Source organism: Paenibacillus xanthanilyticus, from assembly GCF_042682185.1.
GTDB classification, from domain to species: Bacteria; Bacillota; Bacilli; order Paenibacillales; family Paenibacillaceae; genus Paenibacillus_Z; species Paenibacillus_Z xanthanilyticus.
This window is the reverse complement of sequence record NZ_JBHUHA010000002.1, coordinates 3410089-3431119: the sequence shown is the minus strand read 5'-3', so window position 1 is coordinate 3431119 and position 21031 is coordinate 3410089. Positions and strand designations below refer to the sequence as shown.

The 21031-nt window shown below is 59.8% G+C and carries 25 protein-coding genes and 1 tRNA gene; 15 read left to right on the top strand and 11 right to left on the bottom strand.

What is annotated here, in order from left to right:
- The 4 genes from ACFSKT_RS32655 to ACFSKT_RS32640 form a co-directional block, all read left to right on the top strand.
- Positions 1-308, top strand: a 308-nt coding sequence (locus ACFSKT_RS32655) for a VTT domain-containing protein (RefSeq protein ID WP_377776385.1), incomplete at its 5' end; no start/stop codon positions are given.
- Positions 309-332: 24 nt separating this feature from the next.
- On the top strand, positions 333-698 hold the full coding sequence (locus tag ACFSKT_RS32650; RefSeq protein WP_377717292.1) for a hypothetical protein: 366 nt from the start codon (positions 333-335) through the stop codon (positions 696-698).
- Between the two features lie 163 nt (positions 699-861).
- Complete coding sequence (locus ACFSKT_RS32645) at positions 862-1005, top strand: hypothetical protein (RefSeq protein WP_377717293.1); 144 nt, start codon at positions 862-864, stop codon at positions 1003-1005.
- 89 nt (positions 1006-1094) lie between these two features.
- Positions 1095-1400 carry a transposase gene (locus tag ACFSKT_RS32640; protein ID WP_377717294.1) on the top strand — a complete coding sequence of 102 codons (306 nt, stop codon included), beginning with the start codon at positions 1095-1097 and terminating at the stop codon, positions 1398-1400.
- Between the two features lie 80 nt (positions 1401-1480).
- On the opposite strand, the gene ACFSKT_RS32635 is transcribed toward ACFSKT_RS32640, so the two are convergent.
- Positions 1481-2212, bottom strand: coding sequence for a DODA-type extradiol aromatic ring-opening family dioxygenase (locus ACFSKT_RS32635; protein ID WP_377717296.1), 732 nt, complete (start codon positions 2210-2212; stop codon positions 1481-1483).
- A gap of 155 nt (positions 2213-2367) precedes the next feature.
- On the opposite strand from ACFSKT_RS32635, the gene ACFSKT_RS32630 reads away from it, so the two are divergent.
- A complete protein-coding gene (locus ACFSKT_RS32630) occupies positions 2368-2721 on the top strand; it encodes a winged helix-turn-helix transcriptional regulator (protein WP_377717297.1) in 354 nt (117 codons plus the stop codon).
- A gap of 120 nt (positions 2722-2841) precedes the next feature.
- Here the strand turns inward: ACFSKT_RS32630 and ACFSKT_RS32625 are convergent, their stop codons facing one another.
- The 4 genes from ACFSKT_RS32625 to ACFSKT_RS32610 all read right to left on the bottom strand — a co-directional run bounded on the left by ACFSKT_RS32625 (position 2842) and on the right by ACFSKT_RS32610 (position 7908).
- Positions 2842-3882, bottom strand: coding sequence for an FUSC family protein (locus tag ACFSKT_RS32625; protein WP_377717299.1), 1041 nt, complete (start codon positions 3880-3882; stop codon positions 2842-2844).
- Positions 3879-5015 carry a DNA alkylation repair protein gene (locus tag ACFSKT_RS32620; protein WP_377717300.1) on the bottom strand — a complete coding sequence of 379 codons (1137 nt, stop codon included), beginning with the start codon at positions 5013-5015 and terminating at the stop codon, positions 3879-3881. The genes ACFSKT_RS32625 and ACFSKT_RS32620 overlap by 4 nt, the downstream gene beginning before the upstream one ends.
- A 204-nt stretch (positions 5016-5219) precedes the next feature.
- Positions 5220-5990 carry a sporulation protein gene (locus tag ACFSKT_RS32615; RefSeq protein WP_377717301.1) on the bottom strand — a complete coding sequence of 257 codons (771 nt, stop codon included), beginning with the start codon at positions 5988-5990 and terminating at the stop codon, positions 5220-5222.
- A 133-nt stretch (positions 5991-6123) separates the two neighbouring features.
- Positions 6124-7908: an ATP-binding protein gene (locus ACFSKT_RS32610; protein ID WP_377717303.1), complete on the bottom strand. Its 1785-nt coding sequence runs from the start codon at positions 7906-7908 to the stop codon at positions 6124-6126.
- A 193-nt stretch (positions 7909-8101) separates the two neighbouring features.
- On the opposite strand from ACFSKT_RS32610, the gene mscL reads away from it, so the two are divergent.
- A complete protein-coding gene (gene mscL / locus ACFSKT_RS32605; protein ID WP_377717304.1) occupies positions 8102-8620 on the top strand; it encodes a large conductance mechanosensitive channel protein MscL in 519 nt (172 codons plus the stop codon).
- Between the two features lie 3 nt (positions 8621-8623).
- Positions 8624-9304 carry an NUDIX hydrolase gene (locus ACFSKT_RS32600; protein WP_377717306.1) on the top strand — a complete coding sequence of 227 codons (681 nt, stop codon included), beginning with the start codon at positions 8624-8626 and terminating at the stop codon, positions 9302-9304.
- Positions 9305-9481: 177 nt separating this feature from the next.
- On the opposite strand, the gene ACFSKT_RS32595 is transcribed toward ACFSKT_RS32600, so the two are convergent.
- Positions 9482-10207 carry a hypothetical protein gene (locus ACFSKT_RS32595; protein WP_377717307.1) on the bottom strand — a complete coding sequence of 242 codons (726 nt, stop codon included), beginning with the start codon at positions 10205-10207 and terminating at the stop codon, positions 9482-9484.
- A gap of 142 nt (positions 10208-10349) precedes the next feature.
- Positions 10350-10736, bottom strand: coding sequence for a hypothetical protein (locus ACFSKT_RS32590; RefSeq protein WP_377717308.1), 387 nt, complete (start codon positions 10734-10736; stop codon positions 10350-10352).
- A gap of 199 nt (positions 10737-10935) precedes the next feature.
- Between ACFSKT_RS32590 and ACFSKT_RS32585 the strand changes: the two genes are divergently transcribed.
- The 3 genes from ACFSKT_RS32585 (at position 10936) to ACFSKT_RS32575 (ending at position 12884) form a co-directional block, all read left to right on the top strand.
- A complete protein-coding gene (locus tag ACFSKT_RS32585; protein WP_377717310.1) occupies positions 10936-11721 on the top strand; it encodes a class I SAM-dependent methyltransferase in 786 nt (261 codons plus the stop codon).
- Between the two features lie 270 nt (positions 11722-11991).
- Positions 11992-12342 carry an ArsR/SmtB family transcription factor gene (locus ACFSKT_RS32580; RefSeq protein WP_377717361.1) on the top strand — a complete coding sequence of 117 codons (351 nt, stop codon included), beginning with the start codon at positions 11992-11994 and terminating at the stop codon, positions 12340-12342.
- Positions 12343-12368: 26 nt separating this feature from the next.
- Positions 12369-12884, top strand: a complete 516-nt coding sequence (locus ACFSKT_RS32575) for an SRPBCC domain-containing protein (protein ID WP_377717311.1) — start codon at positions 12369-12371, stop codon at positions 12882-12884.
- Between the two features lie 125 nt (positions 12885-13009).
- On the opposite strand, the gene ACFSKT_RS32570 is transcribed toward ACFSKT_RS32575, so the two are convergent.
- Together ACFSKT_RS32570 and ACFSKT_RS32565 are read right to left on the bottom strand one after the other, a co-directional pair.
- Positions 13010-13462 (bottom strand): DinB family protein, encoded by a 453-nt coding sequence (locus tag ACFSKT_RS32570; protein WP_377717312.1) that lies wholly within the window; start codon positions 13460-13462, stop codon positions 13010-13012.
- Positions 13463-13611: 149 nt separating this feature from the next.
- Positions 13612-13686 (bottom strand) — tRNA-Thr (locus ACFSKT_RS32565).
- 290 nt (positions 13687-13976) lie between these two features.
- On the opposite strand from ACFSKT_RS32565, the gene ACFSKT_RS32560 reads away from it, so the two are divergent.
- Together ACFSKT_RS32560 and ACFSKT_RS32555 are read left to right on the top strand one after the other, a co-directional pair.
- Positions 13977-15428, top strand: a complete 1452-nt coding sequence (locus ACFSKT_RS32560; protein WP_377717313.1) for an MBOAT family O-acyltransferase — start codon at positions 13977-13979, stop codon at positions 15426-15428.
- 18 nt (positions 15429-15446) lie between these two features.
- Positions 15447-16949 carry a copper amine oxidase N-terminal domain-containing protein gene (locus ACFSKT_RS32555; protein ID WP_377717314.1) on the top strand — a complete coding sequence of 501 codons (1503 nt, stop codon included), beginning with the start codon at positions 15447-15449 and terminating at the stop codon, positions 16947-16949.
- A 173-nt stretch (positions 16950-17122) separates the two neighbouring features.
- On the opposite strand, the gene ACFSKT_RS32550 is transcribed toward ACFSKT_RS32555, so the two are convergent.
- Positions 17123-18721 carry a sensor histidine kinase gene (locus tag ACFSKT_RS32550; RefSeq protein ID WP_377717316.1) on the bottom strand — a complete coding sequence of 533 codons (1599 nt, stop codon included), beginning with the start codon at positions 18719-18721 and terminating at the stop codon, positions 17123-17125.
- Between the two features lie 191 nt (positions 18722-18912).
- On the opposite strand from ACFSKT_RS32550, the gene ACFSKT_RS32545 reads away from it, so the two are divergent.
- Positions 18913-19227 (top strand): acetyl-CoA acetyltransferase, encoded by a 315-nt coding sequence (locus tag ACFSKT_RS32545; RefSeq protein ID WP_377717317.1) that lies wholly within the window; start codon positions 18913-18915, stop codon positions 19225-19227.
- A gap of 24 nt (positions 19228-19251) precedes the next feature.
- Here ACFSKT_RS32545 and ACFSKT_RS32540 read toward each other — a convergent pair whose 3' ends face one another.
- The gene (locus tag ACFSKT_RS32540) at positions 19252-20139 is read right to left on the bottom strand and encodes a protein kinase domain-containing protein (protein ID WP_377717318.1); all 888 of its coding nucleotides are present in this window, start codon (positions 20137-20139) and stop codon (positions 19252-19254) included.
- Positions 20140-20254: 115 nt separating this feature from the next.
- On the opposite strand from ACFSKT_RS32540, the gene ACFSKT_RS32535 reads away from it, so the two are divergent.
- Positions 20255-20464, top strand: a complete 210-nt coding sequence (locus ACFSKT_RS32535; protein ID WP_377717320.1) for a hypothetical protein — start codon at positions 20255-20257, stop codon at positions 20462-20464.
- A 259-nt stretch (positions 20465-20723) separates the two neighbouring features.
- Positions 20724-20942, top strand: coding sequence for a hypothetical protein (locus ACFSKT_RS32530; protein ID WP_377717321.1), 219 nt, complete (start codon positions 20724-20726; stop codon positions 20940-20942).
- Positions 20943-21031: the final 89 nt, after the last annotated feature.

The following is a 21031-nucleotide window of genomic DNA, read 5'->3' as shown; positions in this document are numbered from 1 at the left end:
CAAAGATGGAGAAGTTTTTCGACTGGGTCGAGCACCGCGGCTTCACGCCGATTTTCCTCTTCGCCTGCTTCCCGTTCTCTCCATCAGCACTCATCAATATCGTATCGGGCATCGGCAACGTGCCGTTTCGGTCCTTCCTGCTGGCCGTTCTGCTTGGCAAAGCCGTCATGATCTTCGGCGTATCCGTCCTCAGCTTCGACATCGCGGACTTAGCCGAGGAACCGTGGCGCATCGTGGTCGCGGTCGTGATGATCGTCGTCATGTGGTTCGGGGGCAAGAAGCTCGAGTCGCGCTATAAGTTGAAATAGTGAACAATTCGGGGGAATGAAACGTTGCTGACGTGGGGAAACAGCTTAGGTCCGCTCCCGTTGGCCGGATGGATGAGCAGCTTCGCCACCGGCGGCGTCCTGCTCCTCGCGCTCGGGCTCGTCGGCGCCATGTTCGCGATCATCCGGATCACGACGAGCGACTCGGAGAAGCATCGGGAGATTCGGGATTTCGTCGAGACGTTATTCGGCACGCCCGCCCATCTGCGGCCCGGCGGCGGAGCTCCGGAGGAGACGGCGGCCGGCAAGGAAGAACGTGCATCGTCCGCAGCCCCGAACGGTCCGGCTTACTCGGAGCCGTGTCCGGGATGCGGAGATACGGTCACGCAGGCGCACGCGGATTGCCCGGGATGCGGTCTTCGCCTGCAATAAACAACAAGCCATGCGCGCCCCTCGCCGGAGCGTGCATGGCTTGTTTGGCGTTACGCGGATGCATCGTTTTCCGCCGGAACCGATACATAGTTTGCCCGCTTCCGCGCACACTGTAGAAGCAATTCTTTGCGATGCAGCTTACCCACGATAAGGAGGTTTGCACATGTCAGGCGAATTCCCGTCCGAAGCGCAAAACCAAGCCAGCCAAGCGCAATCCGAAGCCGACCGCTCCGGCAAAGGCAAAGCGAAGGCGAGCGCCATGCAGTCCAAAGCGGACAGCGCGGCAATGCGCAAGCACGGCTTATAACCGTTCCGCAAGCCGGGCATGCTAAGCTAGGAGCTTATGCTGCCGGCTCAAGCAAGCACGCCATTGTCCGTTAAGGAGGAAATGCAATCATGAGCGAAGAGCAGAACCATTACGAGATGCAGCCGATGTCCGACGAGCATGTCGAGGTCGACGGCGTCTACCGCAACGAGTGGGGCCGCGAAGAGAAGCTGAAGCGCGGCGAAACGTTCCCGGCGGATCCGCAGATGGGAACAAGCGAATGGCAGCTGGTCGAGCTAGACTTCGAGAACCATCATAACGGCGAGACCGATCCGCGCCTCATACCCAAAGACGATTCCCTGGGCAACGACGCCGGCGGTCACGAGCGTTCGCACAGCCCGCACAAGATTCGCCATCGCCAAGCCTCCAAGAAATAAATGCGCGAAACCCCGCAGAAGGACGATGCTGTCCAACAGCGGGGTTTCGCGCATGTTCGCCTCGCAAACAATTAAGCTTGTTAAAAGGCAAACGACAAATAGCTCAGCGTTCCCATATCATAGCCGCGGAACACAATGTCCGGCGTATGCTTCGATCCGCTTCCGAGCGCGACGTACAGCGGGACGAAATGCTCCGCGCGCGGCACGGCCATGCGGGCCCCCGGCGCAAGCTCCTCCATCCGCTCGATCAGCCAATCGTCGAACGCGACCGCCCAGTCCTCCGGCTCCCGCTGTCCCCATTTGATCATGCGCAGGTTATGCACCGTCACGCCGCTGCCAATGACGAGAATGCCCTGCTCGCCGAGGCCTCGGAGCGCTTCTCCGATCCGGTAATGGGCCTCCGGCGAACGGTACGGATTGACCGACAGCTGTACGAGCGGTATGTCCGCCTTCGGATACATTTGGTGCAGCAGCGTCCACGTGCCATGATCCAGCCCGCGCTCGGCGTCGCGACTTACCGGAATGCCCTGCTCCGCAAACCTCGACTCCAGCATCTCCGCCACCATCTTCGACCCTCTGGCCGGATATTTGATTTGATAAAGCTCATCCGGGAATCCGCCGAAATCGTAAAGCGTTTCATACACGTCGTCCGTGTAAGTCATCGCCAGTGTCTCGGTCTCCCAATGGGCGGTAAAAACGACGATCGCTTTCGGTTGATACTGCTTCCCCAGCTCGCCGAGAAACGTGGCGTATTCGGTTTGCTCGATCGCCAGCATCGGTGATCCGTGCGCCAAAAATAAAGCCGGCAGCATACATACAGCCCCTTTCCTATCAAAGTGTTATTATCGGTTACTTTATGTAAGTTAGTTTATATTCATAATGGTCATATGTCAAGTAACTATTATTTCTTTAGCACCTATTCATTTGCGTCATTAACGGCTATAATAGAATTAACGAGGTGATGACAATGCATGATTCAATGTGTCCCAAATTCGATAAAGCGATGCAGCTGATCAGCAAACGTTGGACCGGCTTGATCATTCATCAGCTGCTGGCTGGCCCCAAGCGATTTTGTAACATTGAATCCGCCATGCCCATTAGCGGCCGGCTGTTGTCCGAGCGGCTGAAGGAGCTGGAACAGGAGCGGATCGTCCGCCGGGACGTCTATCCCGAGACGCCGGTTCGCATCGAATATTCGCTGACCGAAAAGGGACATGCGCTAGGTCCGCTCTTTAAGGAATTGGAGCACTGGTCGCACGAGTGGATCGAGCTGGACGAGGCGGATTTCCCGGCGGCCGTCGTCGCGGAAGACCGCGCTTAGGCGGACCTGCACGTTGGATGCGACTCTATTCGCTTTAGATACGCCCTTATACAGAGAACGCCCGCTGCCGTAACCGGCTAGCGGGCGTTCGTTGTTTCATGACCTTAGCTATTCATGACATTAATCAGCGCCGCGTTCCGCGCCTTCCGCGTCCCGCTGCATCACCTGATCCGCCAGGCGCTCCAGTCGGCGCAGATGGAAGGCGTACTCGAACACGGCGGAGCCGACGAATACGAGCCGCTTGCGCTCGTCCGGGTCCTGGATCAGGTATTCGGTTAGCTGCATGGCAAGCCGCGCCTCCCGTTCCTCGGGCGGCTCGAAGGAAGCGCCGTTCTTCAGCTTGCCCTCGAGCTTGAGCAGAATCTGCTCGTGATATTTGGTCAGATCCTCGATCTGGTCGTCGAACTGCTTCGCCCACTTGCCGGCTTCCGGCGCGGCGAAATAATGCTCCTCGACCGCCTCCAGCAAATCCGCCCCTTGCTGCAGCGCCTTGATATGCTGCTTGGAGATGAGCAGCTGCCTGGCTCTGGCTTGACGGCGGCTCGGCAGCAGCGAGCGCTCCTCCTCGAACAGCGTGTAGCGCTCCTCCAGCTTGCGCAGCGTGCCGACGAGCTTCTCCTTCTCCTTCCGGTGGACGTCCTCCTTCAGCTCGTTGGAGATCGCCATCCGCAGCAGGAGCGACAGCTCGTCGAATGCCTCGTGCACCTGATCGTTGAACTGCTTGCGCGGGCGCGGCGGGAAGATGAGCAGATTCACCGCGAAGGCGGCGCCCATCCCGGTCAGCACCTGGAAGAACCGCTCGGCCGCGAACCACCAGCCTTGGCCGTCCGACTCCATGATGACGACGACCGTCACGAGCGTCAGTGCGATCGTGGCCTCCATGCGAAGCTTGATACAGATCATAATGACGATGATGCAAACAAGACCGACCGATATTGCCGTTTGGCCGAACAGCTTGATGGCCGCCAAGCCCAAAATCGCACCCAGCACGTTCGTCTGCAGCTGATCGACCGTGTTTTGCCACGACCGCGAAATGGACGGCTGAATGGAAATCGCCGCAATGGACGAAATGATCGGGGACGGAAAGCCGAACAGCTCGCTGAGGTAGATCGCCAGCGCCACGGCAAGGCCCGTCTTCAGGACGCGCGCTCCGATCGTCATGGTACGTCCCCCTCATCCGCGCCGCGCAGCAGCATCTCCGTCTGCGCCGTCTCGCGGCCGTTGACGAGCAGCCACAGCCGGTGTGCGCCGGGGTAATGCTTGCGCGTCGTGAGATCCGCCCAACTGAGCCGCTTGGCGCCCGCAATTCGCGTCCCAGGCCCCGCCAGCGTCTCCTTCAGCAGGAACTTCTTGCGCGAGACGCTGCCGTTTGCTTTAACATAGTCGACGCCCAGCTCCAGCCGCAGCTTGATCGCCCCTTGCTCCGCTTCCGCATCCTCAGCCGCCTCTACTTGAGCGGCATAGCGGATTTCCGTCGTCTCGCCGATGCGCGCCTCGCCCGGCGTCACGTCCACCGCGGCCTGCGTCACGTTCGCGGAAGCCGCTTCGTCCGCATAGCCGAATAGTGCCATAACAGCCGGGTCGGCCGCCTTGATCAGCGTCCGGCAGCCTCGGCGCACGATCCAGTCCGTCCGTTCGTCGCGCCCGCTCCATCGCCGCGCGATCGCCAGCACCAACTCCGGGTGATCCTTGGCGATATCGTTCAAATTGTTCGCCACGCTCTTGCGCACGTAGAGCGACGCATCCGCCTTCAGCTTCTCCAGAATCGGCACGATCGGGGACGGGTCGCGCTTGAATTCGGGCAGCGCCGGCGCCCACGGCAACCTCGGCCGGCAGCCTTCGCTCGCCAATCGCCGGATGTGCTCGTCCTCGCTGTCCGCCCATTCGAGCATTCGCGCCATCGTCTTCTCCGGCTCCGCCAAGATGAACGGGCGGATCGCGAATTCCGCCGTCGATTTGCCCGTGAACCGGGCGAGCGCGTCCATCGACCGCGCCCAATCGTCCCTGCCGTACACCTCGACGAAGTCCGGGAAGAACAAATACGGGAATCCCGCGCACCGCTCGTCGATCGCGTACAAAATATCCAGCGCCTCGCTATATGCCGCAGGCAGACAGGCGCCCAAGGACACCGTAATCCGCCGCATTCTCGCCTTCAGCTCCAGCTGTTCCCATTCTCCGTCCAGCGCGAGCGCCACGAACCGTTCTTGGTCGAACGGCGTCCAGGCCGAATGGACGAGCGCCGCGAATTGCCGCAGGAACGGCTCGTCATACATCGCTTTTAATGGCTCGGCCATCTTCACATCGCCTCCTCCCGCTATTATAGCCGATCCGCCTAACGTCCGCACCCGGGCGGTCCAGGCTCTGCCAACCCTTACACGTCTATTTCGGCGGGCAAACCATCCGCTTGCTGCGCGCGCAAAAAAAGCGCGAGGGCGTCTCTCCTGAAACGACGCTTCCCGCGCTTTGGTTTTCGGTTATAATAGCGGACCGCTCATCGCTTAGGCATAACGGGAGATCACGTTCGCCAGCTGCTGCGAGATCGAATACGGCCCCGCCGCCAGCTCGCTATTCGAGAAGCGCACGCGCACGAACGTTTCGTCCATATCCATCGCTTCGGCGAACAGCCCGGCGAGCCCGCGCGCTTTGCGGTCGATCTGCAGCAGCACTTCCAGCTCTGGGCCGCGGTTGTAGAAAATCACTTCCAGCTCGTCGAGACGGCCGCGGTAGCTGCCCGAAGTCGGCACGAATTCGAACTCCTGCACGAACGGGAACCGCCCGCCGATCCGGGACGCGTATTCGCATTCCGCCTTGCGCAAACGGAAGCCCAGCTGTTCCACCGCCTCGAGCACGGTCGCCATCCCCTGCGTCGGCACGACCTCGATGCGGTCGTTGTCGCCCGGGTCGAGCGCGCCGCGGATCGCCAATTCCGTCTTCACCCAGACCGGCGCGCGGCCGATCGTCAGCGGCGTCTCAAGGGGCAGGACGAACGAGAACGGCACTTCCTTCTGCTCGCCCGCGCGCAGCTTGAACGGGCTGCTCACGTGGAACCGGGCCAGCGCGACCGTCACGTTATGCTTGTGGTCGTTGCTTTCCTTGATATATTCCGTCATCACCGATACTTCGATCGTGTCGACGTCCTGCTCGACGCTGCCGCCCTTCATGCGCACGACGCCGCGCACTTCCTCACCCGGCGTGTAGCGCGCCTTCTCCAGCAGCGTGTCCAGCGTGGCCGATCCGATGCCGATACTAGCAAGAAAACGATTGAACATTGAAAAACGCTCCTCTCAACTGTTCCCGATAGGGTATTCGCGGTCCGATTGTGGCTGTAATTCGTTATGCTATTTGTTATGTACGCGAAGAACGCGCCGAAGGTTTCGCCGCATCCGCCGCGCCATCGGACCTTCACCCGAGCCGAATCGGCGTCACCTTGCCTTCCGCCAGCCTCGGCATCTCTTCTGCCGGCGGCTCGACGTACGGGACGATGATCGCGAACGTCGTGCCGACGCCAACCTCCGACTCGACCTCGACGCGCCCCTGATGGTTGTCGATGATTTTGTAGCTGACCATCAGTCCGAGCCCCGTCCCTTTCTCTTTCGTCGTATAGAACGGCTGCCCGATTTTGGAGAGCGTCTCCTCGGGAATGCCTGGGCCGCAATCCTGGATGCGGATATAGATATCGTCCGCCTCCCGGCGGCAGCTGATCTGGATTTTGCCCCCGCCGCTCATCACTTCGATCGCGTTCTTCAGCACGTTGATGAACACCTGCTTCAGCTGATCCTCCACACCGTGAATCCACAGCGGCTCGTCGTCTAATTGCGACTCCAGCTCGATGCCGTGGAGCAGCGCCTGCGCTTCGAGCAGCACGACCGTGTCGCGCATCACATGCCGGATGTCCCGGTAGGCTAGCTCATACACCTGCGGCTTCGACAGCATCAGCAGCTCGCTGACGATCGATTCGATGCGGGTCAGCTCGGACTTCATGATATCGAAGTAATTGCGGTTGTTTGCCCTGCCGGTGGAGATGAGCTGGATAAAGCCTTTCAGCGAGGTAAGCGGATTGCGGATTTCGTGGGCGATGCCAGCCGCTAGCTGACCTGCCACGTAGAGCTTCTCCGAATTAATGAGCAGCTCTTCGTTCTTCTTGCGCTCCGAGATATCGCGGATGATAACTTGATAAGCGGGCTTGCCGCCGAATTTCGTCCGGGTCTGCACGACCTCCGAGTGGAACAGCTTGCCTTGCGCCGTGTACCACTGCATCTCGACCGGGTGCGGAAACCGCCTGCCAGACATTGTATTCAGCAAATTCCGCATCGATTCATGACAATCCGGGTGCAGGAACTGATAGATCGAACGGTCCAGCAGCGCCCGGTCGTTCTCCGCCTCGAACAGCGCAAGACCCGATCGGTTGACGTATTCCCAGCGGCCATCGCGGATGATCGCGATCATGTCGATGGAATTCTCGACGAGCAGGCGATACCGTTCGTTCATCGTGCTGAAGCGCTGGTCGACGAAGTTGGCAAGCAGGCTGAAGATGAAAATGAGCGAGGTTGCCATGCCCAGCACGACGGCCAGCAGCTGCATATATTCGTTGAGCTTGTCGGTCGTCAGCACGACGCTGTATTCCGCGGCGGCCGATTGCGCGCTGAACAGCTGCACCGCGAAGCTGACCATGCCGAAAATAATGCCCGGCAGCAGCGGAAACGCGCCGCGGCTCCGCTCGAACAGACCGAAGGCGACGACCGTGCCGACAAAGCTAAGCGCGCCGCCGACCGTCATCAGGCCGACGTTCAGCTCCACGTGATCCACCTGACTGCTCAGCAGCGAGCCGTAATTCAAGAACGCCTGTCCCAGCGCGATCAACAGCCCCGCCGCCGTCAGGCGCAGATAAGGATTCGCTTTGCCCCGCAGCAGCCGGAAGGCGAAGTACGCCGTCACCATGACGATCAGCTTCGCGACCGACGTCCAATCCATCAGCAGCATCGTGTCCGTGGCGAACAGCATGATGAACTGCGACACCCACAATCCCAGCCCGTATACGACCGCCCCGCTGAACAGCCAGTAACGGCGCAGCGTCCGCGTCATCCGGAGATGGCCAAGCATGTAGCACATCGTGAACGACGAGAACACGTTGATCGCGAGCGCCAAGAGAGGAAACATCCACATATCCGAGCGGATCAGCTGGGTCATTCCACAAAACTCCGATTCTCGTAGGTTTGACAATCGTAGGTAAATTTCGACATTTTTACACATAATCCTCCTTTCCGCAGGAACTAAATGCCTGGTAAGACTTTCGGCTCATCCCCGTCGTCTATAATGCAAGGCGCGTCCGCGCGCGCTATAATGAATCCAGATCAAGAACGCATAGAAGGAGCTTGGACGCATGTTGAAAGTATTAAAGGAATTTAGGGAATTCGCGGTCAAAGGCAACGTGCTTGACCTCGCGGTCGGTGTTATTATCGGCGCCGCCTTCGGCAAAATCGTCACGTCGGTCGTGAACGATATCATTATGCCGCCGATCGGCAAAATACTGGGAGAGAAGAGTTTCATTGATCTCTTTATCAACTTGGATCCCGAGAAGTTAATGCCGAACGGGGAAAAGCCGCATACCCTTGCTGAGGCCAAAGCGTTAGGGTCGGCGGTCATCGCCTACGGCAGCTTCATCAACGTCGTGCTCGACTTCGCGATCGTCGCTTTCTGCGTCTTCATGATCGTCAAGGGCGCGAACGCTCTTCGCCGCCTGAACACGAAGGAAGAGGCGCCGCCGTCCGCCGAGCCGACCGAGAAGGAATGCCCGCACTGTCTGTCGCTCGTGCCAATCCGCGCGAAGCGCTGCAGGCATTGCACGTCTCATCTTCACGATGCGGACGAGCAAGGCCCCGAAGGAAGCGTGGTGAGGTAAGCCATGACAGGCGGCATGTCCGAGGATCGCGCGGAAGAACGCTTCGATATTTACGATGAGGCCGGCGACTGGATCGGCACCGCGGCGCGCAGCGACGTACACAAACACGGCTACTGGCATCATTCCATCCATTGCTGGCTCGCGCGCACGGACAAGCAGGGCCGGAAGCTCGGGCTGTTCCAGCTGCGGCATCCGGGCAAGGACACATTCCCGCTCCACTACGATATTACGGCGGCAGGCCATCTGTCGGCCGGCGAAACCTACGAGGAGGCCTCGCGCGAAATCGAGGAGGAGCTGGGCGTATCCGCCCCCTTCGAGACGCTCGTGCCGCTGGGCGAGACCCGTCGGGAGATGACCGGGTCGGCGCAAGGCGTGCCGTTCGTCGACCGGGAGATCAGCCGCATGTACGGCCTGCCGTTCACGGGCGAGCTGACCGATCTGCGCCTGCAGGCGGACGAGGTCGCCGGGGTATACGAAGCCGAGCTGTCCGCGATGATCGACTTGTTCGAGGGACGGCTTGCGCAGGTCGAAGCGAGCGACGTGCGATTGAACGGCGAAGGCGCGCTAGCGCCCGCTTCCGCGCACATTGCCGCTTCCCAGTTCGTCACGCGCCCGGCTTCCTATTATGCCGGCGTGTTCCGGCAGCTGCTTCAAATGCTCGAACCCGAGGGCTCGCTCGGCTGATATTAGGAGGATAACGCGAAGAACCTCTAGCGCTCGCATGACGGCGAGGCAGAGGTTCTTCGCGTTCTGTCCGACAATTGCCATGCTTATTGCTGGGCCGTATAGCGTCGATCCCCGCGGCGCCCTTCATGCGCCTGACTTGCGCAATGCCCTTCTCTCGCATCCGCCTCGGAACGCTTAACGTCCATTTTTGCGCGACTTCGCCGTGGCCGAGAGCAGCGGCGCCGTCAGCCTGCCCTGCCGCGCATTCTTCCGCGGAGGTCGCGCGGCGTTCTTCTTCCGCGCGCTGCCCCGGCCTGCGGCCGGACGCTGGAGCGCCGCGGACCTCGAGCGCACGCCCGCTTGGCGCGAGCGGCTGTGCGCCGGGCCCGACGCGTCAACCTCTCTTGCCCCGTCCGAAGCCGTCCCTTCCTCGCCGCCGCTGCGGCCGCCCCCCATGGTCATCTCCCATTGGCGGTACCAGTTGTCGATCATGCCGTGTATGTTATAGAAGAGCGTATTGCGCGGTGCCACGTCGAAGTCGTTCAAATCGGGTTCGCCGAATACGCGGGCCGCTTCTTGATGAATGCAGCCGTGCAGATTGGACCCTTCGATGAAACGCCCCAATTCATCGATCGAAGCGAACGAATGCAGCGCATTGCGAAGGCGCAGCTCCGCCTGAATCGGGTAGCAGGCCGACCGCCGGATCGGCTCGGGCACATCCTGCCAGGCCTCGACCAGTCTAGGGTCGTACCCCGCCTGGTGGTACCACTGCAGCGCGCGGCGGATATAATCCCGGTGGAAACGCAGGAACTGTTCGCCGTAACCGGGCGGCAGCACCGACGGGTTATCGTGATGATTGGCGTGATGCCAGCGGGCGTGCTCGGCGAGCAGCCCCTGCGGGAAATTCGGAATCGTCGACATACCGTGTCCTCCTTTCTACGCATTTGTCGTGCTTCTATTAGTGTATGCGGCAACCGCCCCGCCCGTTAGCGCGCCGAAAAGGGAAAGCCGTCCGCCGGTATCCCGGCGCGGGCTTCCCCCTCCTCGTTTGCGCTAAAGCTGTTTAGTTGAACGTCAGGTTCGGGCCGCAAGGTCCGTTGGAGACGCAAATATCGAACGTAATGCGGACATCGCAGCAGCTGCCGAATACGCACGTGATCCGTACGCAGGAATAGCGGCCTTGACGGAAGAAGCAGACCACTTGGCAGTCCGGTCCAAGCAAATCCTCGATCACCCGTTTACTTCTACAGCGGATGGCACGGACCAGACGCGCGGCATTCGCCTCCATTTGCAGCTTATCGAAGAAGTTGGACAGCTCTCTGCCTGCTTCCTGGATGCCGGCTACCGCGTTGTCCTTATGACCATGGCCGCAGCAGTCGGATACCCGAGCACGCTTGGATTTCGCACCCATCGACATGTTCACGTTTTTCACTTTTAGTCTGGAAGACATTCGTTTATTCCTCCTCCCTACCGAACATACTGCAGTTTATGAAGGGCGCTAGAGAATGGTATAGACGTAAGACGCGGGAGAATCGCACAATTGAGCGTTTGACGGTGATTTTGATAGATTTGGTGGCGAGCCCGGTTGTAAGGTAAAATGGAAGCGGCGAAGATAGACAAATTTACGCTCCGTCGGAGGGACAAATACGTTGGCATCCATTGAAAGCAATCAACAATCCTGGAATACGGGCGCATACGCCGCATGGGTGAGCCGATTCGGGACACCCGCGGAAGCGGCCGGCAAAATGACGGACGACCCGGCCAAGCGGCTCGGCGCGGCGATGGCGCATCTGGGCGAAGTGCGCGGGAAGCGAATCGCCAATCTGCTCGGCTCGAACGGCACGAAGGCGGTTCCCCTTGCCCTGCTGGGCGCCGAGGTGACCGTCATCGATTTCTCCGACGACAACAGGCGCTATGCGTTGGAATTGGCCGAAGCCGCGGGCGTAGATATCCGCTATGTCCTGTCGGACGTGCTGCGGCTGCCGGAAGAGCAATTCGCGGAGGAATTCGATATCGTCTACATGGAACACGGCATCCTTCATTATTTTCAAGATTTGCGCCCGCTCTTCCAGGTTGTCCATCGCCTCCTGCGCTCGGGCGGGCGGCTGGTGCTGCAGGATTTTCATCCCGTGACGACCAAGCTGATCTCTTCTCGCGGCACGACGGCCAATATCCGCAAGCACAAGGTGGACGGCGATTATTTCAGCACGGAGCTTGAAGAGAAGGAAGTCGCGTTCGCGAAGTTCCTGCCGCCGGGCAGCGCCGCCGAAGCGCCGAAGGTGCAGCTGCGCAACTGGACGCTCGGGGAGATCGTCACCGCGGTAGCCGGCGGGGAGCTCACGGTGCGCGTGCTCGAGGAACTTCCGAACCAGTCGTCGGACGTGTTCGACAAAGGCATCCCGAAGACGTTCACGCTGACGGCGGAGAAACGTTGACGGCGATCGCGGCCGGCTAACGTCCACGCGCAGGCGCTGAGCGCCGCCCCCCCGCGGCAGGAATCGATTGCGATACCTGCTTGCGGGGCAGCGTTGGCGTCGGTTGATCTCATCGCGGACAGGGGCAGCTCGAGGAATCTGGCAGGTATCCACCGAAAGCGACCCGAGTTTATTTTAAATATTCCTTGACCGGAATATTCCTTTAGTGGTATATTCATTTTGCAAGCAAGAAGCCCTTCTAAAGGGACAAAGGAACAACCGGCTATGGCAATGGAGACGACCCTCTTCGGCGCGTTGGCGGATGCCAGCCGGCTCCGCATGGTGGAGCTGCTGCGGGATGGTCCGCTGACGGTAGGCGAGATCGCGGCACGACTGGCGCTGCGGCAGCCGCAGGCTTCCAAGCATTTGCGCGTGCTGCTGGACGCCGGGATCGTGGACGTTGAGGCAGACGGGAACCGCAGGCGCTATGTGCTGCGGGGCGAGGCTTTTCGCGCGCTGGACGGATGGCTTGCCGCCTATCTGCGCCTGGAGGACGACCGGATGGACCGGCTCGCGGCTTACGTGGGCGGACTTCATCCGGACGCTTGCCGCCGCGGGGCGAACGAACGGCAAGACGAGTAACCACTTTTTCGAGGAGGAATGGAAGAATGGCGAATCAATTGGTGACGAAGGCCGAAGGACAGGAACTGACGCTTGAGCGGGTGTTCAACGCGCCCCGCGAGCTCGTATTCCAAGCGTTTACGCAATCCGAGCATTTGAAGCATTGGTGGGGGCCGCGCGGCTGGGAAATCACCGTCAGCGACATGGATTTCCGCCCCGGCGGCAGCTGGCACTACTGTTTCAAGTGCATGGACCAGGCGCAAGGCGATTTCTACGGCATGGAATCGTGGGGCAAGGCGGTCTACGACCAAATCGAGACGCCGGCGCGGATCGTCTACGTCGACTACTTCTCCGACGCGGAAGGGACGCTGTCCGAGGATATGCCGCCTTCCCACATCGTCATGACGTTCGAGACGCTCGAAGGCGGCAAGACGAAGGTCGTCAACCACGCCACTTACGCTTCCCCCGAAGCGCTTCGGTCGGTGCTGGACATGGGCATGGAGCAAGGCATCGGCGAGACGTACGACCGTTTGGACGAATATTTGGAGCAAGCGCAAGCGTAAGCCTGCGCAACGCAAACAGCGGCAGTCCTTGGATGCGCGTCATCCGGGATTGCCGCTGTCTCTCGTTGCGCAAGGACTTGGGGCCGATCGATACACATTGCGTTCAGTCTATGCCCGCTGGCCGCTTAGCCGTTCTTCGCCAAGCCTCGTCCGATGAAATTCGCCGAAGGCGGCTGCAGTCCGAGCTCCCTCGCCCAGATCGACAGCTGGCCGATGTGGTGGATTTCGTGCGCGATCACGTGCCGCATCACCTCGCCGAAGGTGAATGGCTCCAGCCGCTCGTTCTCCCGCTCCTCCGTCCACGCGTTCACGAAGTCCTCCACGCCTGGACGACAGGCATCGGAGAACGCCTTTGCGTCCGCCAGCGTCGGATAGCGTTCCTCATCGAACGGCACGTCCGGCAAGCCGCGAAGCCCTCTGAGCCAGGAATCCTCCACGTCCACGATATGCGTCATTGTGCGCAGGAAGCTGCCCACGCCGCCCGCCCGGGTCTTCGTTAATTCCTCTTCCGGCAGCTGCCGCAGCAGCTCGAACCATTCATCGCGCACGATCCAGTTGTAGCGAAATAGCGATTGCATTCTCGTCCTCCTCTTCACTGAATTCGTTAATACTAGAAAGTTCGCCGATTAAGCTGCCAATTCCTTCCTCGCGACCGGCGTCACGCGCAACAGGAACACAAAAAAGGCGCGAATCCGAAATATCGGACTCGCGCCGTTATGGGCGTGAATGGTGCTGATGAAGGGAATTGAACCCCCGGCCTACGCATTACGAGTGCGTTGCTCTACCCCTGAGCTACATCAGCATAGTAGCAAATCGCTTCAAGCGACTCTTATAATATATAATGTCCAAGCCACCCGAGTCAATCCCTCTCCCTAAAAAAATCCTGGTTTTTTTTATCGCTGCCACGCTCGCATCCCCGGAAAAATGGAACCAAACCCATCGCCGACTCGTCCATAAATATGGCGCCGCAAGCGGTTTTCGCGAGCCTTGTCCGTCCGTGTAGAAATTCGACGAAACCAGGCAAATATGGTATAAGTTAAGAAGTTATGAACTCAAAACCGTTACCTTGAAGTTAGGAGTGTTCGGCCGGTTATGCTGTTTAACTCGTATGTGTTTATTTTCGCATTTCTCCCCATAACGGTAATCGTCTATTTCCTTCTGAACCGGTTCCGTTTGTCGTACGTCGCCAAGACGTGGCTGGCGCTCTCCTCGTTGTTCTTCTACGGATGGTGGGACGTCAAATACGTGCCGCTCATTCTCGGCTCCATCGCCTTCAACTACATCATGGGTCGGCTGCTCATGCGGCTACCCGCGGGGTATAATCCGCCGGAAGGCCAGCCGCTCGCGTATCAGACCGAGCCCGGCATCGGCAAGCGGAAAGCGCTGCTCGGCTTCGCGATCGTCAGCAACGTGCTGCTGCTGATCTACTATAAATACGCCGACTTCTTCCTGACGAATCTCAACGAGATCGCCGGTACGGACTTCGCGCTGCTGAAGCTCGTCCTCCCGCTCGGCATCAGCTTCTTCACCTTCACGCAGATCGCCTTCCTCGTGGACGCGTACAAGCGCAAGGCGCGCGAGGCGAACATCGTCAGCTACGTGCTGTTCGTCACGTTCTACCCGCATCTGATCGCCGGCCCGATTCTCCATCATGGCGAGATGATGCCGCAGTTCGACCGCGTACGCAGCAAAGTATGGAACTGGAAGAACGCCTCGCTCGGCGTTTTCGTCTTCGGCATGGGCTTGTTCAAAAAAGTCGTCATCGCCGATACGTTCGCGGGCTACGCCAGCTCCGGCTTCGATACGGCGACGCAATTCGTCGACTCCTGGGTCGCGGCTCTCTCGTATACGTTCCAGCTGTACTTCGACTTCAGCGGCTATACGGACATGGCGATCGGCGCGGCGCTGCTCTTCAACATCCGGTTGCCGCAGAACTTCAACTCCCCATACAAGGCGCTCAACCTGCAGGATTTCTGGCGCCGCTGGCATATGACGCTCAGCCGCTGGCTGCGCGATTACATCTATATCCCGCTCGGCGGCAACCGCAAGGGCGAGAACCGGATGATGGTCAACAACATGCTCGTCTTCCTCATCGGCGGTCTCTGGCACGGCGCGGGCTGGACGTTCCTGTTCTGGGGCTTCCTGCACGGCTTCGGCCAAGTGATTCACAAGCTGTGGGGCAAGCTGTGCAAGAAGCTGGGCTTCCAGCTGCCGAAGTGGACCGCGTGGCTCATCACGTTCGTCTATGTCGTCATCGCCTGGGTGTTCTTCAGGGCGACGTCGTGGGATCAAGCGATCCGCATTCTCAAAGGCATGAGCGGCCTGCAAGGGTTCGACTTCAACCGCGTCACGATGGACGCGCTGCTGCCGCCGCTGCTGCTGCTGCTGCTCTTCTTCCCGATCGTGCTGTTCACGCGCAACTCCTCCGAGCGGATGGAGACGTTCCGCCCGACCTGGAAGATCGGCTTCGTCATCGCGTTCTTGTTCATTATGTCGCTGCTGTATTTCAACCAAATCAGCGAGTTCCTGTACTTCAATTTCTAGAAAGGCGGCGAGAGGAACATGGCCTCCGAAGAGATTTTGCCGAAGCGATCGCGTTTTCCGAAGCCGCGCCGCACCGTATCGATCCGAGCCAGCAAACGCATGCTGGCCGGCTTCGTCAGCGGCTCGCTCGTATTCGCGGCGGTCGCCGTGGCGTTCATGGTTTTCATAGATCCGCTTCAGTACTACCATAAATCGTGGTATACGCCGGTGTTCTCGAATGAGCAGCGGTACCAGAACCCGGGGCTGGCCCGGAATTACGACTATGACACGATCATTCTCGGATCGTCGATGACCGAGAATTTCCTGCCCTCCGTCGTCGACGAGGAGCTCGGCGGCAAGACGCTGAAGCTGTCCATCCGCGGCTCTTACGCACAGGAGCAGTATGATATCGCGCAGGTGGCGTTCAGGACGGGCAAGGTCAAGCAGGTGCTGTGGGGACTCGATTATTTTGCCCTCAAGCCCGCCGACCTCGACGCGCAAGGCCCTTACCCTCATTACCTGTACGACGACAAGTTCTGGAACGATTACAAGTACTGGTTCAACGTCACGCCGTACCGGGAGCTGGCGGAGGGCCTCTACAAGCGCTCATCCGCGACCGAGAACGCGAAGCGGCTGAAGAGCCTTGAATATTTGTACAACTGGAACTACTACGTCGTGTACGGCAAGAAATACGCGATGAAAACGTACCAGAAGGCGCTTACGGACGAAGCCGGCTTCGGCAACAACGAAGAGCCGCTCGAGGTCGTGCAGAACAACTTCACCACCTATGTGGAGTCGGTCATCAAAGCGCACCCGGAGACTCAGTTCTATATTTATTACCCGCCGTATTCCATTCTTCGCCAAGCCGTGTGGCGCGATCTGAACATTCCGCGCTACGAACAGCAGCTGACGATGAAGAAGTGGATGTACGAGCGGTTCAAACAATATCCGAACGTGAAGGTGTACGATTTCCAGACCGAGGCGGAATGGACGTTCAACCTCGACCTGTTCAAGGATCTGTCCCACCACAACATGAATGTCAACACGTGGATTACGCGGGCGATCGGCGCGGATGACGCCAAATACCGCGTGACGGACGCCAATGTCGATCAATTCGTGACCGACCTGCGCGAGCAGGTCGAGGACGTCGCGGTGAACGCCGCCGGCGATCTGCTGCGCGTGCCGGTCCGTCTCGCCGACGATCCGTCCAAGCCCGCGACCTTCTCCGCCAAAGTGCTCCGCGGCCAGTCGAACGAGCTGCTCGTCCCGGGCAAGGAAGCGGCAAGCGTACTCGGCGCGGAGATGACGTACGACGCGGCGACCAAGACGATGACGCTCATTCGTGGCGATCGTGAGCTGGTCATTACGGCAGGCAAGAACGAAGCGACGCTGAATGGCGCCTCGGTGGCCGTCAGCACGCCGGTCGAGATCGTGGGCGGCCGCTCCATGGTCCCGCTCGTCTTCTTCGCCGAGACGCTCGGCTGGAAGGCCGAGACGTCCGCGCCGGATACGATGACGAAGGCGATCACGCTTCAACCCTAGCGAGGTTGCTGCTCCCGGCTGCCCATAGGGCTGCCGCGCAAGCCAAAGGCGCCGCAGGATACTCTCCTGCGGCGCCTTTTGTTGTTGTCTTCCATGCGAATAAAGGCGGGCCCGGGTCAACTGCGAATGACCATGGGCCCGCCTTATTGGCGTACATGCTGTGAAGCGTTCCCCTACGTTGCAGCCGATCCCGCGAGCTCCGGCTGCGTCCCTGCGCGCGAGTCGTCCGATCCGTCCGGCTGCGCGCCAGCCGGCGGCTGCAGCGGGAGATAGAACGTAAACTCGCTTCCCTTGTGTTTCTCGCTGCGCAGCCCGAGCTTCCCGCCGAGCAGCATGGCGAGCTGACGGCTGATCGACAAGCCAAGGCCCGTCCCGCCATACATGCGGTTGATCGCCCCGTTCTCCTGCCGGAACGCCTCGAAGATCAGCTCCTGCTTCTCCTTGTCGATGCCGATGCCCGTATCCGAGACGGAGAACGCGAGTCTCGGCCGAGCGACGGATGGCGTCCCGACTCCCCCGGCGGCGACCTCCGCTTCGGCTTGCGTCTGCCTGGTCCAAGCGGCTCCGCGCCATGCGCGTCCTCTGCCCCGCTTCGGCACGTCCTTGGGCACGGCCGGCGCTTCCAGGCGGACGGTCAGCCGCACGCTGCCTTCGCTCGTGAATTTGAACGCGTTCACGAGCAAATTGCGCAAAATCTGGTTCGTCCGGAGCGCATCGGTCCAAATCGTACAGGGCACGTTCGCATGGACGTCCGCCTCGAAACGCAAGCCTTTCTGCTGCGCCAGCGGCAGAAACTGGTGATGCAAATGCTGAATCATATCGTGGATCGACACGCGGTCGATCACGATATCCATTCGGCCGGCTTCCACCTTCGAGAGGTCGAGGATATCGTTAATGAGCTGCAGCAGATCGTTGCCCGCCGTCTGAATGAGCTCCGCGTATACCATATCCTCCGCGTTATAACGATCTTCCTCGCTATCTCGTATAAGCTGCGACAACAGGATAATGCTGTTCAGCGGCGTCTTCAGCTCGTGCGACATGTTGGCCAGAAACTCGGATTTATACGAAGAGGCCAACTCCAGCTCCTTCGCCTTCGCCTCGATGTCCCGCTTCGCCTCCCGCAGCTGACGCGTCTGGCGGCGCAGCAGCTTGTTCATCGTGCGGAGCTCGTCGGTCCGCTGCTGCTCCTTCTGGAAGTCGCGGAAAATGAACAAGAACAACGCGCACATCAGCACGCGGCTCGGAAGCGCGTAAGGCGTCACTTCCGTCCAGTAAGCCCACGGCGTTATCGACCCGTTGACTAGGACGGTCCCCGTGGCCAGCGCGGAATTCAGCAGATTGACGGCGACGATGAGGAAGATGCTTTTCCATAAGTAACGCCAAGCGACGCGCCTCATCGCAATATGCAGGCCCGCGCACGCCGCGCCGATGATCACCATCGTCACGCAGCCGAGAACGGCGGTCAGATCCCAGCTGAAGATGAAGCGCCCGAGCCCGATGCCCGTGCCGATGACGAGCACCATCCAAGGACTGGGCAGCACAAGAACCGCGACGAGCGTGGGGACGAAACGCAGATCAAGCATCGTAACCTCGCCGACCCGAACGCCAAAAACCATCGCCAGCCATCCGCTGACGATGAAACAAACGATCGCTAGTCCATATTTCATGCGGGCCGAAGCGTGCTCGAACAAATATTTATAGCCAATATTGAACAAATAGGCAATTGTAATCATGATGCTTATGCTGGCGAAAAACGTTTTGGCTAAGGTCAAGGTGACGCCTCCCAACTGGCAGAGCGCCCCGTTCCCCTGACGAGTCATAGGTGCAGGAAAACGCTGCCACCCCCATTGTACAATAGGCTTGTTTGTTCTTACCAGAGACCATACGCGCATAAACTAACCGCATAAATGAATGGCATCAAGCCAGAGGCATGCAGCGCAAAGCTGCCGTGAGGAGGAAGAAGATGTACGGGAAGCCGAGTCCCCATCCGGGGGCCCCGATCGTGTATCGAGCCGAGCCCGGACTGCCGTTAACGGTGCAGCAAATTCGCAAAAGGCTGCATGATTTGTGCGCGACCTACTTGCACCGCGCCGTGCGGATCGAAAGCGTCGACGGGGTCGTCTACGAGGGTATTATCGTGCATGTCGACCGTTGTTTCTTGTATTTGCAATGCAGCGCGGCCATCCCGGACGGACGGGGCTTCGCAACTCCCTACAGTACGGTGCTGCCGCTCGTGCTATACGAGTTGCTGGTTATTACCCTGCTCGCCGGATCATGAATCCGGCTTGAGAGCCGGACCGGGTCAGCCGCCCCCCGGGGTCAGCGCTTCGATGACGGCATCCAATTCGGCCGCGCACTCGAGCGCATCCCGGAACGGCTGCCCCTCGCCCAGCGACCGTTCGAGCCACCTTCGCATCGGCGCGGACAGCGCAAGCTCGCTCCGCCAATCTGCTTCGTCCGCGCCCTCTTCCGGCGCGTAACCCGAATAGAGCATGAACAAGGCAAAGTGTCCCGCCCCGTACAGATCGCTGCCTGGCTCCGGCCGCCGCATCCGCCGCTTCACGTCTCCCCAATCGCCGGCGCTGCCCGCCGGATCGCCATCTTCGCCGAGCGCCCGGCGAAGCGCCTCGGGCAGGCGTTCTCCGATGCGGCAGGCCAAGCCGAAGTCGATGAGATAGATCGCCGGCGCCGCCATCCCCGCCCGCCGGCATTCGAGCACGTTCGGGATACGAACGTCGCGATGGACGAACCCTCGCCCATGCAGGTGTTCGAGCGGCGCAAGCAGCGCCCGCACCGTGCGCGCGGCGGCACGCTCGTCATAGACCGCGCTCTCCTCCATCATGCGCGCCTCGAGATTAACGCCCTCGATCAGCTCCATCGCCAGCACCGACCGGCGACGCTCCTCCCTATAATCGAGCCACCGCGGGATTTGCGGATGATCGAGCGCCCGCATGATATCGCTCTCCCGCCGCAGCAGCGCTCGCGACGTCTCTCCCTTGCTCGGTTTGCTCACCTTGACGAGCACCCGGGAGCCGTTCACCGCATCGACGGCCGCATAGGCCAATCCATAACTGCCCATGCCCATGAACCGCTCCACGCGGTACCGCCTGGCGATCACTGCTCCCTCGCGCAGCGGATAATCCCGCCACTGCTGGACGATCTTCCGCCACCGTTCCATTACGCTACGCATCCTATCTACCGCCTCGCCTATTTGCGCGCGGAACAGAAACCTTTCCGCGTCGTATTCGTATGAAATAGTAAGAGCATACACAAAGTTTACGTATGACCACAAGGAGGGATTCGCCATGCTGAAGCATATGTTGAAACGTTTCGTCTATTCCCTTATGGGTAATAAGCATTACGGTCACCACGGGCATCATCACCACTACAGCAGCAGCGATTACAAGCACGGGTACCATCGGCCGCCGCGGCAGCCGCATTATCCGCCGCCGCCGCCGAACCATCATTACGGTCACGGCCATTACAAACGCAAATACAGCAGCTTCTCCAGCTAACGGCCGGGGAAGCGATTCAACAGTGGGCCGCCTGCTTATCGCGATGGGCGGCTTTTGCTGTTCGGAAAATCCCCGGTACAGGCATAAGCTTCATGAATTGGAAGCACACTAGGGCAACTCCACCAACAAAGCTCGAATTGCCGCGAAATTTGTTAGAAATGATTGAGCAAATTAAACATGCGTCTGACGCAGCCTTTATAAGCGGCTAAAAACTCGGGACTATAATCGGAGTAACCAATCCACCCGGAGGTGCATGACAATGACGAAGGTCATTACCTTTAAAAACCGCAAAGTTCCCGTCCACTATCCGTCCGAGCACAAAACAGCCATCGAAATGCTGAACAACAAATTGCGCGAGATGGAACTCAACTTCGATTTCCGCCGGAAGTGGAAACGCATCGCTTCCGTCGAGATGGTGCGCGACGTCGCCATCCTGCAGTACAACGACGGCACGAAATTGTACATGGAAGTGTCTTAATCATGCGGCGCCTAGACGAAAGGGGCCGTAGCAGATCCACCGCGTGCGCGGCCCTGAGCGGCCATCATGCGGTTTTTTTGCATTTCGCC

Bases quoted from the DNA above. Each gene is read 5' to 3' on its own strand.
- ACFSKT_RS32645 (WP_377717293.1), top strand. From the start codon at position 862: ATGTCAGGCGAATTCCCGTCCGAAGCGCAAAACCAAGCCAGCCAAGCG.
- ACFSKT_RS32640 (WP_377717294.1), top strand. From the start codon at position 1,095: ATGAGCGAAGAGCAGAACCATTACGAGATGCAGCCGATGTCCGACGAG.
- ACFSKT_RS32635 (WP_377717296.1), bottom strand. From the start codon at position 2,212: ATGCTGCCGGCTTTATTTTTGGCGCACGGATCACCGATGCTGGCGATC.
- ACFSKT_RS32630 (WP_377717297.1), top strand. From the start codon at position 2,368: ATGCATGATTCAATGTGTCCCAAATTCGATAAAGCGATGCAGCTGATC.
- ACFSKT_RS32625 (WP_377717299.1), bottom strand. From the start codon at position 3,882: ATGACGATCGGAGCGCGCGTCCTGAAGACGGGCCTTGCCGTGGCGCTG.
- ACFSKT_RS32620 (WP_377717300.1), bottom strand. From the start codon at position 5,015: ATGGCCGAGCCATTAAAAGCGATGTATGACGAGCCGTTCCTGCGGCAA.
- ACFSKT_RS32615 (WP_377717301.1), bottom strand. From the start codon at position 5,990: ATGTTCAATCGTTTTCTTGCTAGTATCGGCATCGGATCGGCCACGCTG.
- ACFSKT_RS32610 (WP_377717303.1), bottom strand. From the start codon at position 7,908: ATGACCCAGCTGATCCGCTCGGATATGTGGATGTTTCCTCTCTTGGCG.
- mscL (WP_377717304.1), top strand. From the start codon at position 8,102: ATGTTGAAAGTATTAAAGGAATTTAGGGAATTCGCGGTCAAAGGCAAC.
- ACFSKT_RS32600 (WP_377717306.1), top strand. From the start codon at position 8,624: ATGACAGGCGGCATGTCCGAGGATCGCGCGGAAGAACGCTTCGATATT.
- ACFSKT_RS32595 (WP_377717307.1), bottom strand. From the start codon at position 10,207: ATGTCGACGATTCCGAATTTCCCGCAGGGGCTGCTCGCCGAGCACGCC.
- ACFSKT_RS32590 (WP_377717308.1), bottom strand. From the start codon at position 10,736: ATGTCTTCCAGACTAAAAGTGAAAAACGTGAACATGTCGATGGGTGCG.
- ACFSKT_RS32580 (WP_377717361.1), top strand. From the start codon at position 11,992: ATGGAGACGACCCTCTTCGGCGCGTTGGCGGATGCCAGCCGGCTCCGC.
- ACFSKT_RS32575 (WP_377717311.1), top strand. From the start codon at position 12,369: ATGGCGAATCAATTGGTGACGAAGGCCGAAGGACAGGAACTGACGCTT.
- ACFSKT_RS32570 (WP_377717312.1), bottom strand. From the start codon at position 13,462: ATGCAATCGCTATTTCGCTACAACTGGATCGTGCGCGATGAATGGTTC.
- ACFSKT_RS32560 (WP_377717313.1), top strand. From the start codon at position 13,977: ATGCTGTTTAACTCGTATGTGTTTATTTTCGCATTTCTCCCCATAACG.
- ACFSKT_RS32555 (WP_377717314.1), top strand. From the start codon at position 15,447: ATGGCCTCCGAAGAGATTTTGCCGAAGCGATCGCGTTTTCCGAAGCCG.
- ACFSKT_RS32545 (WP_377717317.1), top strand. From the start codon at position 18,913: ATGTACGGGAAGCCGAGTCCCCATCCGGGGGCCCCGATCGTGTATCGA.
- ACFSKT_RS32540 (WP_377717318.1), bottom strand. From the start codon at position 20,139: ATGCGTAGCGTAATGGAACGGTGGCGGAAGATCGTCCAGCAGTGGCGG.
- ACFSKT_RS32535 (WP_377717320.1), top strand. From the start codon at position 20,255: ATGCTGAAGCATATGTTGAAACGTTTCGTCTATTCCCTTATGGGTAAT.
- ACFSKT_RS32530 (WP_377717321.1), top strand. From the start codon at position 20,724: ATGACGAAGGTCATTACCTTTAAAAACCGCAAAGTTCCCGTCCACTAT.